Source organism: Bradyrhizobium sp. 195 (genome assembly GCF_023101665.1).
In the GTDB taxonomy this organism is placed as follows: domain Bacteria; phylum Pseudomonadota; class Alphaproteobacteria; order Rhizobiales; family Xanthobacteraceae; genus Bradyrhizobium.
Genome location: NZ_CP082161.1, coordinates 7,869,999 through 7,882,583, shown reverse-complemented (window position 1 = coordinate 7,882,583; position 12,585 = coordinate 7,869,999). Strand labels below are relative to the sequence as shown.

The following is a 12,585-nucleotide window of genomic DNA, read 5'->3' as shown; positions in this document are numbered from 1 at the left end:
TACTCTTGGCGTCAGCGAAGTGACAGCGAATTCTTACTCTTCGCAGTCTTACTTCTTAGCAGGCGGCGCCATCTTGCTGTCAGACGGCTTGGCTGCATCCGCCGGCTTGGCGTCTGCCGCCGGCTGGTCCAGCCGCTCGACCTTGGCCTCCGCGCGCAGCTTGGCCACATACTCGGCCTGGGCCTTGCGGGTGACGTAGCTCTCGATCTGGGTCTTGACCTGCTCGAAGTCCGGCGCCTTGCGGTTGCGCTTTTCCTCGACCTTGATGATGTGCCAGCCGAACTGCGACTTCACGGGGTCGGAGATCTTGCCGGGCTCCATCGCGAAGGCGACGGTCGAGAATTCCGGCACCATCTGCTCCTTGGTGAAGAAGCCGAGGTCGCCGCCGTCGGCCGAGCCCGGATCCTTGGACTTCTTCTTGGCAAGTTCGGCGAAATCGGCGCCCTTGTCGAGCTCGGCCTTCACGGCCTTGGCCTCGTCCTCGGTCTCGACCAGGATGTGGCGGGCGCGCACCTCCTGCTCGCCGGTGATCTGCTTGGAGGCCTCCTCATAGACCTTCTTCATGGCGTCGGGGGTGGTGGCGGCCTTGCCCTCGCCCGCGAGCAGGCTGTCCATCAGAAGCCGGTTGCGGGCGAATGCCAGGCGCTTCTTGAACTCCTCGCTGTCGGCAACCTTCTTGTCTTCGGCAGCCTTGCTGACGATTTTCATGTCGATCAGGAACGACAGGACGTTCTCGTCCTTGGTCGCCGGGTCCATCTGGGCGAGGCTCGGCCCCAGCTCCTCCTCCGCCATGGCGACGTCGCTCTTCTTGATTTCCGCGCCATTGACCTTCGCCAGCACCGGATCGTCGGCGGCCCGGAGCGGGCCCGCGAACGCCAGGGACAGCGCCAGAGTGAGGCTGCCAGCCAGGGCGGACGCACGGCGGAAACGCTGGCCGGTGGTTACCGGGAACGAGGTGGTCATGGAAAATCCTTATGTTGAAGCAGGGGGCTGCTCGAGCGGGGCGGACACTCGCCCAATTCAGGGGGCCTTGGCAACGCGAAAAGTCTGTCAAAATGATGAATTGGCCGCAATGCGCCCGCCGTTGACAAGGCCCTGACCGGGCCATATCTCTGCCCGGTCGCGACCATGGCGATGGCGTTTATTTTGCTGCGTTTTTGGCCGTTGAACCCAGACTTGTCCAATTCCCACCCATATGGCGGACGCCCCCCGCAGTCCGGGCCAACGGCGCCGTCAGGCGTCACGGTGAGTTGATAGGCAGGCGGGTGACAACTTCTTGGCTGCAACGCGGTTGAATCGCGAACACAGGAACTAGGCATGATCGGCGCGCTCGCCCGCAAGTTTTTCGGCTCCGCCAACGACCGGCGGGTGAAGGGATATCAGTCCCGCGTCAACGCGATCAACGCGCTGGAGGGAGAGGTTTCCAAGCTCTCCGACGAGGCGCTCAAGGCCCGCACCGTCGAGTTCAAGAAGCAGCTCGCCGAGGGCAAGACGCTCGACGACCTCCTCATCCCCGCCTTCGCAACCGTGCGCGAGGCCGCCAAGCGCACGCTCGGCCAGCGTCATTTCGACGTCCAGCTGATCGGCGGCATGGTGCTGCATGAGGGCGACATCGCCGAGATGAAGACCGGCGAAGGCAAGACGCTGGTCGCGACCCTGGCGGTCTATCTCAACGCGCTCGCCGGCAAGGGCGTCCACGTCGTCACCGTCAACGACTACCTCGCCCGCCGCGACTCCGGCTGGATGGGGCAGATCTACGGCTTCCTCGGCATGACCACCGGCGTGATCGTGCACGGTCTCGACGACGCCGAGCGCAAGGCCGCCTATGCCTGCGACATCACCTACGGCACCAACAACGAATACGGCTTCGACTATCTGCGCGACAACATGAAGTACCGGCTCGAGGACATGGTCCAGCGGCCGCACTTCTTCGCCATCGTCGACGAGGTCGACTCCATCCTGATCGACGAAGCGCGCACGCCGCTGATCATCTCCGGTCCGCTCGACGACCGTTCCGACTTCTACAACACCATCGACGGCTTCCTGCCCAAGCTCGACAAGACCGACTACGACGTCGACGAGAAGCAGCGCACGGTGACGCTGACCGAAGCCGGCATGGAGAAGATCGAGACCCTGCTGCGCGATGCCGGCCAGCTCAAGGGCGAGTCGCTTTACGACGTCGAGAACGTCTCCGTCGTGCACCACATCAACCAGGCGCTGCGCGCCCACACGCTGTTCACGCGCGACAAGGACTACATCGTCCGCGACGACGAGGTCGTCATCATCGACGAGTTCACCGGACGCATGATGCAGGGCCGCCGCTATTCCGAAGGTCTGCACCAGGCGCTGGAAGCCAAGGAGCATGTGCAGGTTCAGCCGGAGAACCAGACTCTGGCTTCGATCACCTTCCAGAACTATTTCCGGATGTATGAAAAGCTCGCCGGCATGACCGGCACGGCGTTGACCGAAGCCGACGAACTGTTCGACATCTACAAGCTCGAGGTCGTGGAAATCCCGACCAACGTGCCGATCGGCCGCCTCGACGAGGACGACGAGGTCTATCGCACCCACAACGAAAAATACACGGCCATCCTCGCCGAGATCGAGCGTGCCAATTCGCGGCTGCAGCCGGTGCTGGTCGGCACAGCCTCGATCGAGAAGTCGGAAGTGCTCGCCGAATTCCTCAAGAAGAACGGCTACAAGCAGATCGATTTCGGCAAGGAGAACGCGCTCGACAAGCTGTACGCCGCCGCCCGCGCCGGCAAGCCGGCAAAACTGTTCGCGGTGCTGAATGCGCGCTTCCACGAGCAGGAAGCCTATATCGTCGCCGAAGCCGGCGTGCCCGGCGCGATCACGATCGCGACCAACATGGCCGGCCGCGGTACCGACATCAAGCTCGGCGGCTCGCTCGAGATGCGCATCCCGAAGGAGACCGCGGGCATCGAGGACGAGGCCGAGAAGGCAAGGAAGATCGAGCAGATCAAGGCCGACGTCGAGCGCTTCCGCGAGATCGTGCTGAAGGCCGAAGAGGTCGTCGAGATCGAGCCGGCGAAGGGCAACAAGCCCGCCAAGACCGTGACGAAGCCCGGCGGCCTCTACATCATGGGCTCCGAGCGCCACGAATCCCGCCGCATCGACAACCAGCTGCGCGGCCGGTCCGGCCGTCAGGGCGACCCCGGCCGCTCCAAGTTCTTCCTGTCTTTGGAAGACGATCTGATGCGCATCTTCGGCTCGGATCGCCTCGACAGCATGTTGCAGCGTCTCGGCCTGCAAGAGGGCGAGGCCATCATCCACCCCTGGATCAACAAGGCCCTGGAGAAGGCGCAGCAGAAGGTCGAGGCGCGTAACTTCGACATCCGCAAGAACCTTCTCAAGTTCGACAACGTCCAGAACGACCAGCGCAAGGTGATCTTCGACCAGCGCGTCGACCTGATGAAGGACGAGAGCGTCGCCGAGACCGTCACCGACATGCGCCACGCCTTCATCGATGATCTCGTCGCCAAGCACGTGCCCGAGCATGCCTATGCCGAGCAGTGGGACGTTGCGGGCCTGAAGGACGAGCTGAAGCGCGTGCTCGATCTCGATCTGCCGGTCGACGACTGGGCCAAGGAAGAGGGCATCGCCGACGAGGAGCTGCTCACGCGCATCGAGACCAGGGCCGACGAGCACATGGCGGCCAAGGTCGCGCAATGGGGTCCCGACGTGATGCGTTACGTCGAGAAGACCATTTTGCTCCAGACCCTCGACCATCTCTGGCGCGAGCATCTGATCATGCTCGACCATCTGCGCCAGGTCATCGGCCTGCGCGGTTACGGCCAGCGCGATCCGCTCCAGGAGTACAAGACCGAAGCCTTCAATCTCTTCCAGGAGATGAGCGCTCATCTGCGCGAGGCCGTCACGGCGCAGCTGATGCGCGTCGAGATCGTTCCCCCGGAGCAGGAAGCCCCCGTCCTGCCGCCGATGGAGGCGCACAAGTTCGACCCGAACACCGGCGAGGACGAGATGGCGCTCGCCAGCGTCACGCTGGGCGCTCAGGCCTCCGACGCCGCCCTGCGCGATCCCAAGAATCCCGCCAGCTGGGGCAAGGTCGGCCGCAACGAGGACTGCCCCTGCGGCTCAGGCAAGAAGTACAAGCACTGCCACGGGCGGTACGCTTAATTAGGCAGGCGTGAGGCGCAACACAGGCGCCTCATTCTCCAATGCCGTCGCCCGGCTCGACCGGGCGACCCAGTACGCCGCGGCCTCTCGGCTCAATCACATCCGTCTCTGGAATACTGGATCGCCTGAGTAAAATCGGGCGATGACAGTGTGCTTGTGGCGCTTGCGGAATTTCGTAGCCCGGATGGAGCGAAGCGCAATCCGGGAATCTTGTCGTTGTGAGAGACCCCGGATTACGCTTGCGCTCCATCCGGGCTACGGCTGCTCGGCGAGAGGCTGCACGTCCTCTCAATTCGAGCTGTCGATCAAACTCTCCAGCAGCCGCTTCAATTCGCTGGTCGACTTGTCGCCGTAGCTCTCCAGGATGTGCTCCTCCTGGTCCACCGCGAGCGAGTTGAGCTTCCTGCTCAGCACCTTGCCGCGGTCGGAGATGAACATCAGGACCTTGCGGCGGTCGTTCGGGTCCTGCACGCGGTAGACCAGCGTGTCCGAGACCATGCGGTCGATCATCTTGGTCAGCGTCGGATGGTTGAGCAGCACGGCATCGGCAAGCTCGCCCATCGAATGGCCGTTGCCATCCGACAGCACCTTCAGGATGCGCCACTGCTCGACCGGCACGCCCTCCTTGCTCAACCGCAGTTCGAGCTGCCGGTTGATTTCCCGGTTGGCTTGCGCGAGCAGGTAGGCGAGGTGTTCGGTGATCGGGGTGTTTTCTTTCGACGGTTTTGCCACGGCTAAGACTTCGTCTTGACCCAAATGAGTGAATGTCTTGCAATCAATGCTGCATCTATATGCACTTCAATTGTTGAATATTCAATATTTTCAAAATAGGATCATTGCCCAACAAAAGGGCGGAAGCCGCGGCCGCCTGCTCAATGTGCTTTCAGGTCTGGTGTCAGACAGGAGTTGGCGTGCGCGCGACGGTGAACTTCCCGGCTCACGGCGGCCCGGCGTTGCCGCCGTCTTTGCTGTTCAGGAATCTGTCCTCCGCGGCGGATGGAGCGTTGTCGCCGCGCGATCACGCGTCCTTCAGGCGGCGGGGCGCCAACAAGCTGCGTGTCGGCGGCTTCATCTGCTGCACCGGTTCGCCCGGAATCTGGGGACCCTGCGCGACCAACAGCGCGAAGCTCGCCGTCGCCGAGATCAACAAGCGCGGTGGCATCCTTGGCCGCGAGATCGAGCTTTCGGTCTACGACGCCGGCGGGCCTCTCGATGAGGTGCTGAACCGCGCCGAGCAGGCGATTGCGTTCGACGAGGTCGATCTGATCGTGGGCCTGCACACCAGCGCGGTCCGCGTCGGCTTGCGAGATGTCACCACGCGTCATCGTATCCCCTATATCTATACGCCGGTCTACGAAGGCGGCGAGCGGACGCCTGGCGTGATGGCGATCGGCGAGACGCCGCGCTGGCAGAGCCGCCCCTCGATCCACTGGCTCGCCGACGTCAAGAAGGCCAAGCGCTGGTACCTGATCGGCAGCGACTACGTCTGGCCCTGGCAATCGCACCGCGCGGTCAAGAACTACATTAGGGAAACCGGCGGCCACGTCGTCGGCGAGGAGTTCGTTCCCCTCGGTGAGGACAATCACGAGCCCCACCTGGCGCGCATCCGCGCCGCGAAGCCCGACGTCGTGTTGATCTCGCTGATCGGAACCGACAGCAGCACCTTCAATCGCGCCTTCGGCGAGTGTGGCCTGGGCGCCACCACGCTGCGGCTTGCCGGCGCCATGGACGACACCGTGCTGCTCGGCATCGGCGCCGACAACAGCGAGAACATGTTCTGCGCCTCGGGCTATTTCACCGGCACCGGCGCGCGCGCCAACGACGACTTCCAGAGCCGTTATCATGCGATGTTCGGACCGAATGCGCCGCCGATCGGGTCGGTCGGACAGTCGAGCTACGAGGGCATGCGCTTCCTTGAGGCCGTCGCAAACAAGGCCGGCTCGTTGTCGATGGGCCCGATGCTCGTGGCCGGCCGCAACATCGTCTACAGCGGCGCCCGCGGTCCGGTCACAGTCCGTGACGGGCGCGCGCGGATGCCGATGCATCTCGCCGCGGCCGATGGCCTCGACTTCAAGCTGATCAAGCCGCTCTGACCTCGGCGCGGCGATCCGCTCGCACCTCATTGCAAAATAATACTTGAAAAGGAAAATATTTCCGTTTTGAATGTTTGGGCAAGGCCGGTGGTGCGTGCGTCGCGCCAGGGCGGCCGCGTTCCGAGGACCGTTCCAGGGAATCGTTTCGAGGATCGTTTCAAGAAACTTCAGGAGAGCGCCGTGACTGTTGTCCTTCCCACCCCAACCCAACTTCGCAGCGTCGCCGAGCAGTGCGGCCTTTCGCTGACCGACGACGATGTCGCCTCGTTCCGCGGCCTGATGCAGGGCTCGATCGAGGCTTACAATCTCGTTGCCGCTATGCCGGACGAGGTGCCCGAGGTGAAATATCCGCGCACGCCGGGCTATCGGCCGTCGGCCGAAGAGAACCCGCGCAATGCCTGGTATCGCAAGTCGACCGTGAAAGGCGCGGCCAGCGGCAAGCTCAAGGGCAAGACCGTCGCGCTGAAAGACAACATCATGCTCGCCGGCGTTCCTATGACCAACGGCTCGTCGACGCTGGAAGGCTATGTCCCCGATTTCGACGCCACCATCGTCACGCGCATGCTGGATGCCGGCGCCGAGATCAAAGGCAAGGTGCATTGCGAGCACTTCTGTCTGTCCGGCGGCAGCCACACCGGCTCCTACGGGCCGGTGCACAATCCGCACAAGATGGGTTATTCGGCCGGCGGCTCGTCGTCGGGCTCGGGCGTGGTGGTCGCGCTCGGCGAGGTCGACATGGCGATCGGCGGCGATCAGGGCGGCTCGATCCGCATGCCGTCCTCGTTCTGCGGCATCTACGGCATGAAGCCGACCTGGGGCCTCGTACCCTATACCGGGATCATGCCGATCGAGATCTATGTCGACCATACCGGCCCGATGACTGCGACAGTCGCCGACAACGCGCTGCTGCTCGAGGTCCTCGCCGGCGACGACGGTTACGATCCGCGCATCAAGTCGCCGAAGGTCGAGGAGTACACCAAGGCGCTCGGCCAGGGCGTCAAGGGCATGAAGATCGGCATCGTCAAGGAAGGTTTTGAGCAGCCGACCGCAGAAGCTGCGGTGAATGAAAGCGTGCGCGAAGCGGCCAAGCGCTTCAAGGACGTTGGCGCCACCGTCGAGACCGTCTCGATCCCGATGCACCTGTTGGGCGGCGCGATCTGGACGCCGATCGGCACCGAAGGCCTGACCCAGACCATGATGTTCGGCGACGGCTACGGTCTGTCCCGCGGCGATCTCTATTCGACCTCGCTGATGGATTTCCATCGCGGCTGGCGCCGGCAGGCCGATTCGCTGTCCGAGACCACGAAATTGTTCATGATGCTCGGCACCTACATCAACAACAATTTCGGTCCGCGCTTCTACGGCAAGGCGCTCAACATCTCGCGGCGCCTGACCGCAGCCTACGACAAGGCGTTCAGCGATTACGATCTGCTGCTGATGCCGACCACGCCGATGAAGTCGACAAAGCTGCCGGAGCCCAATGCCAGCCGCGAGGATTACGTCGCCCGCGCGCTCGAGATGATCTCCAACACCGCGCCGTTCGACATCACCCATCATCCCGCGATGTCGCTGCCCTGCGGCATGGTCGACGGTCTGCCCGTCGGCCTGATGCTGGTCGGCCGCATGTTCGAGGAATCCACCATCTACCGCGCCGCCCATGCCTTCGAGCAGATCGGTGACTGGAAGAAGATGTGAAAGAGGCATTGATACGGGCGGACGGAACAGCATCGCATGGCTAACGCGTTCGTCGCAGCGTTCGAGATCCTGAGCTTTGGCGCGATCATCGTCCTGATCGTGCTGGGGCTCGGGATCATCGCGAGCATGATGGGCATCTTCAACTTCGCGCAAGGCGAGTTCGTCCTGCTCGGGGCCTACGTCACCTATCTTGCCTATGCCAAGGGACTGCCGATCTGGGCCGGCATGGTCGCAGCGCCTTTCGTGGTCGGCGCGCTCGGCTTCGTGCTGGAGGCGCTGATCATCCGGAGATTCTACGCCGCGCCGATCGTCGCCATGCTCGGCACCTATGCGCTGGGCCTCATCATCCGTGAATCCGTGCGCGGCCTGATCGGCGGCTTCTATCTCACGGTGCCCGAGCCGATCGGCGGCTCGATCGACATCGGCGCCATGCACATCTCGGCCTGGCGCTTCACCATCATCGTGATCACGCTATTGGTGATGGGCGGCTGCTATCTGCTGCTGTCGCGGACCAGCTTCGGCCTGCGCATGCGCGCCACGCTGGAAAATCCGTCGCTGGCGCGCGCTTCAGGTATTTCCACGCCGCTGATGTACGGCGCCACGTTCGCATTCGGTTCCGCGCTCGCCGGCCTTGCGGGTGCGCTGATCGTGCCGGTGTTCAGCCTCTATGCCGATCTCGGCCTGCGTTTCCTGATCCAGGGCTTTGTCGCGGTGATGGTCGGCGGCGTCGGCTCCTTCATCGGGCCGGTCGCCGGCGCCGGCGTCATCGGCACGCTCAGCGCGGCGCTGCCCTGGGTGATGGCGCCCGTCGTCGCCGACGTGCTCGTCTTCGTTCTCGCCATTGTCTTCATCAAATTCCGCCCGCAGGGCCTCATCGCTGGAAAAGGGGTTTAGTCACATGTTCGATCGCACTCAGCTCTCGCGCCGCCGCTTCCTGTCCAATTTCGCTTTTGCCTCCGGTGCGGTCGCAACCGGGGTCGGAAGCTGGGTGATCCCGGCACCGTGGGCCAATGCGGCGGAAGGCCCGATCAAGGTCGGCATCGCCACCGACCTTACCGGCCCGATCGCCTATGCCGGCAATGCCGACGCCAACGTCGCCAAGATGGTCATCAAGGAGATCAACGCGGCCGGCGGCCTGCTCGGCCGGCCGCTCGAGCTCTATATCGAGGACACCGCCTCCAACGAATCCGTCGCCGTCGGCAACGTGCGCAAGCTGATCCAGCGCGACAAGGTCGACATGGTGCTCGGCGGCATCACATCCTCGATGCGCAACGCGATCAAGGATCCGATCGTGGCGCGCGGCAAGACGCTCTACATCTATCCGCAGCTCTATGAGGGCAAGGAGTGTACGCCCTACCTGTTCTGCACCGGGCCGACGCCGGCGCAGCAATGCGACGAGTTCATCCCCTGGCTGATCAAGAACGGCGGCAAGAAATTCGCGCTGCCGAGCGCCAATTATGTCTGGCCGCACACGCTCAACGTCTACGCCCGCAAGGTGATCGAGGCGAACGGCGGCGAGGTCGTGTTCGAGGAATACTATCCGCTCGACCAGGTCGACTTCTCCGCGACCGTCAACCGCATCGTGTCCAACAAGGTCGACGTCGTCTTCAACACCGTCATTCCGCCGGGCGTTGGTCCGTTCTTCAAGCAGCTCTATGAAGCCGGCTTCCTCAAGAACGGCGGGCGTCTGGCCTGCGTCTACTATGACGAGAACACGCTCAACATCAATCAGGCCGCGGAGATCGAGGGACTCGCGAGTTGCCTCGATTATTTCAAGGTGCTGACCAAGGAGAATCCGTTCGACGCCAAGATCCAGGCCGCTTACGAGAAGGATTTCCCGGGCAACTTCCTGTTCGCCGCCGGCAGCGCCGCGACCGGCACCTATCGCGGCCTGAAGCTGTGGGAAGCCGCGGTGAAGGAAGCCGGCAAGATCGATCGTGAGGCGGTCGCAGCAAGCCTCGACCACGCCAAGATCGCCGAAGGTCCCGGTGGACCGGCCGAGATGGTGCCGGGCAAACGGCACTGCAAGATGAAGATGTACACCGCGGTCGCCAAGGCCGGGAATTACGAGATCGTCGCGCGCAGCGAGGGTCTGGTCGATCCCAAGGAATGCTGAGGCGGAATGCTGAAGTCGATGAGTGTGGTAAGAGAGGCCATCGCCGGCGACGAAGCGGACGACGGGATGGCTGAACGCGTGACAGCGGGACAGGCCGGGGAACAAGTCAAGGCGGGACGTAAAGTCCTGCCGATCGTGGAGGGCGTCGTGCTGGTCGCGGCGCTGCTCGCGCCCCTGCTGCTGCAGGACTATCTCACCGTGTTCGCGACGCGTGTGATCATCCTGGCGCTGTTCGCGCTGTCGTTCGATCTGGTCTGGGGCTATGCCGGCATCATGAGTTTCGGCCAGGCCCTGTTCTTCGGCTCGGCCGGCTATGGCGTCGCGCTGCTCGCGCGCGACCTCGACATCACCAACATCTTCCTGGTGCTGCCGGCGGGCACCATCATCGGCCTCACCTTCGCACTGCTGCTCGGCGGCTTCCTGCTGCTGGGCCGGCATCCCTCCAGCGTGATCTTCGTCTCGCTGGGCACGCTCACGGGGTCCTACGCCGCCGATCGTCTCGCGCGCGGCTGGTACTATCTCGGCGGCCAGAACGGCATCCCCTCGATCGCGCCGATGTCGTTCAGTGGTTACGAGTTCACGGAAGGGCCGGCGTTCTACTATCTCGTGCTCGGCATTCTCGTCGTGGTCTACCTGCTCTGCCGCTTCCTGGTGCGCTCGCAATTCGGCCTCGCGCTTGCCGGCCTGCGCGAGAACGAGCAGCGCATCGCCTTCTTCGGCTACAAGGCGCAGCACCTGAAGGCGATTATCTTCACCATCGGCGGCGGCGTCGCCGGGCTTGCCGGCAGCCTCTACGCCTTTCACGAAGGTTTCGTCTGGCCCAACATGGTCGGCGTCGTGGTCTCGACGCAGGTGGTGCTCTACGTGCTGTTCGGCGGCTCCGGCACGCTGATCGGCGCCGTCATCGGTGCCGTCATCGTTGAGGGCGTCAGCTTCTGGCTGTCGGACAATTATCGCGACATCTGGCCGATCATTCTGGGCCTGTTGCTGCTGCTCGTGATCCTGTTCCGTCCGCTCGGCCTGATCAGCTTTGTGCTCGGCGAGCGTGAACGGGTCGGCAGCTTCGGTGCCAAATCCGGGGGAAACGTCAAGGAGAAGCGCAATGCTCCTTGAAGCCGCCGGCATCAAGAAGGTCTTCGGCAAGCTCACCGCGCTCGACGGCGCAGCGCTCACCGTCGGCGAGAACGAGTTCCACGGCCTGATCGGCCCGAACGGCTCCGGCAAGAGCACGCTGATGAAGTGCATCGCCGGCGCCGAAGTGCCGACGCAGGGCAAGGTGAGCTTCCTCAACACCGACATCACCGCGTTCACGCCGACCGAGCGGGCGCGGGCCGGCATGAGCCTGAAATTCCAGATCACCAGCGTGCTGCCGTCGCTGACGCTGTACGACAACATCCTGCTCGCGTTGCAGGCGCAGTCCTCGCTGTTCGACCTCGTGTTCTCGCGCACGCGGGGCGCGCTGCACGACCAGGTCATGACCATGCTGAGGCAATTTCGCCTGGCCGATCGAGCCTTTGATGCGGCCGCCGCCCTGTCGCACGGCCAGCAGCAATGGCTGGAGATCGCAATGGCGCTCGCGGGCAAGCCGAAATTGCTGCTGCTGGACGAGCCGACCGGCGGCATGAGTCTCGAGGAGCGCCGCGTCACCGGCGAATTGCTGCAGCCGATCAAGCAGCATTGCTCACTGGTCATCGTCGAGCACGACCTCGATTTCATTCGCGACATCTGCGACCGCCTCACCGTGCTCGACCAGGGCAAGGTGCTGGCGTCAGGCACCGTGTCCGAGATCCAGGCCAACCCATCCGTCCAGGAGATCTATCTGCGCCGTGCCTGAATTTTTGGACATCAAGCATCTCGACGCGGGCTATGGCAGAAGCCAGGTCCTGTTCGACGTCACCCTGGGCATTCCCTGGCGTGGCGGCGTCGCCGTGCTCGGGCGCAACGGCACCGGCAAGACCACGCTGATGAAGACCATCGTCGGCGAGCTGCCGGCGTGGAAGGGCGAAGTCGCCTTCGACGGCCGCGACATCAGCCGCCGCGCCACCCAGGAGCGCGTGCGCGCCGGCATCGGCTACGTGCCGCAGGAGCATTCGGTGTTCGCGCGCCTGTCGGTGCGCGACAATCTCGCCGTCGGTTCGCTGGCGAGCAAGAAGGCCGACGCCGTCGATCAGGTGCTGACCATCTTCCCAAAGCTCGGCCAGCGCCTCGACCAGCCCGCCGGCACGCTCTCCGGCGGCGAACGCAAGATGCTCGCGATCGGCCGCGCCATGCTGGGCGATCCAAAACTGTTGCTGCTGGACGAGCCGACCGAAGGCGTCTGGATCGGCGTCATCGAGGAGATCACCGAGCGGCTGATCGAGCTCGCCAAGACTATCGCCGTCATCATCGTCGAGCAGCATCTCGACCTCGCGCTTCGTGTCGCCGATTACGCCTATGTGCTCGACCGCGGCAGGGTCGCGCTGCAAGGGGAGGCGGGAGAGGTGAGGGGCAATCCGGAGCTGATGCGGTATCTGGCGCCGTAAG

The 12,585-nt window shown here is 63.8% G+C and carries 10 protein-coding genes; 8 read left to right on the top strand and 2 right to left on the bottom strand.

The annotated features are described in order from the left end of the window. Positions 1-48: 48 nt before the first annotated feature. Positions 49-963 (bottom strand): peptidylprolyl isomerase, encoded by a 915-nt coding sequence (locus IVB26_RS36745; RefSeq protein ID WP_247969746.1) that lies wholly within the window; start codon positions 961-963, stop codon positions 49-51. Between the two features lie 354 nt (positions 964-1,317). On the opposite strand from IVB26_RS36745, the gene secA reads away from it, so the two are divergent. After that, on the top strand, positions 1,318-4,158 hold the full coding sequence (secA, locus tag IVB26_RS36740; protein WP_247969745.1) for a preprotein translocase subunit SecA: 2,841 nt from the start codon (positions 1,318-1,320) through the stop codon (positions 4,156-4,158). A 288-nt stretch (positions 4,159-4,446) separates the two neighbouring features. On the opposite strand, the gene IVB26_RS36735 is transcribed toward secA, so the two are convergent. Then, a complete protein-coding gene (locus IVB26_RS36735; RefSeq protein WP_247323471.1) occupies positions 4,447-4,890 on the bottom strand; it encodes a MarR family winged helix-turn-helix transcriptional regulator in 444 nt (147 codons plus the stop codon). 179 nt (positions 4,891-5,069) lie between these two features. On the opposite strand from IVB26_RS36735, the gene IVB26_RS36730 reads away from it, so the two are divergent. The 7 genes from IVB26_RS36730 to IVB26_RS36700 all read left to right on the top strand — a co-directional run bounded on the left by IVB26_RS36730 (position 5,070) and on the right by IVB26_RS36700 (position 12,584). Continuing rightward, a complete protein-coding gene (locus IVB26_RS36730) occupies positions 5,070-6,251 on the top strand; it encodes a substrate-binding domain-containing protein (protein ID WP_247969744.1) in 1,182 nt (393 codons plus the stop codon). A 180-nt stretch (positions 6,252-6,431) separates the two neighbouring features. After that, entirely contained in the window at positions 6,432-7,946 is a 1,515-nt protein-coding gene (locus IVB26_RS36725) for an amidase (protein ID WP_247969743.1), read from the top strand. Positions 7,947-7,982: 36 nt separating this feature from the next. After that, positions 7,983-8,840, top strand: a complete 858-nt coding sequence (locus IVB26_RS36720) for a branched-chain amino acid ABC transporter permease (protein ID WP_246920819.1) — start codon at positions 7,983-7,985, stop codon at positions 8,838-8,840. 4 nt (positions 8,841-8,844) lie between these two features. Then, positions 8,845-10,062, top strand: a complete 1,218-nt coding sequence (locus IVB26_RS36715; RefSeq protein ID WP_247969742.1) for a substrate-binding protein — start codon at positions 8,845-8,847, stop codon at positions 10,060-10,062. A gap of 6 nt (positions 10,063-10,068) precedes the next feature. Further along, positions 10,069-11,175, top strand: a complete 1,107-nt coding sequence (locus IVB26_RS36710) for a branched-chain amino acid ABC transporter permease (RefSeq protein WP_247969741.1) — start codon at positions 10,069-10,071, stop codon at positions 11,173-11,175. Beyond that, positions 11,165-11,896: an ABC transporter ATP-binding protein gene (locus IVB26_RS36705; protein ID WP_247969740.1), complete on the top strand. Its 732-nt coding sequence runs from the start codon at positions 11,165-11,167 to the stop codon at positions 11,894-11,896. The genes IVB26_RS36710 and IVB26_RS36705 overlap by 11 nt, the downstream gene beginning before the upstream one ends. Further along, positions 11,889-12,584, top strand: a complete 696-nt coding sequence (locus IVB26_RS36700) for a branched-chain amino acid ABC transporter ATP-binding protein (RefSeq protein ID WP_247969739.1) — start codon at positions 11,889-11,891, stop codon at positions 12,582-12,584. Before IVB26_RS36705 ends, IVB26_RS36700 begins: the two co-directional genes overlap by 8 nt. The last annotated feature ends 1 nt before the right edge of the window (position 12,585 follow it).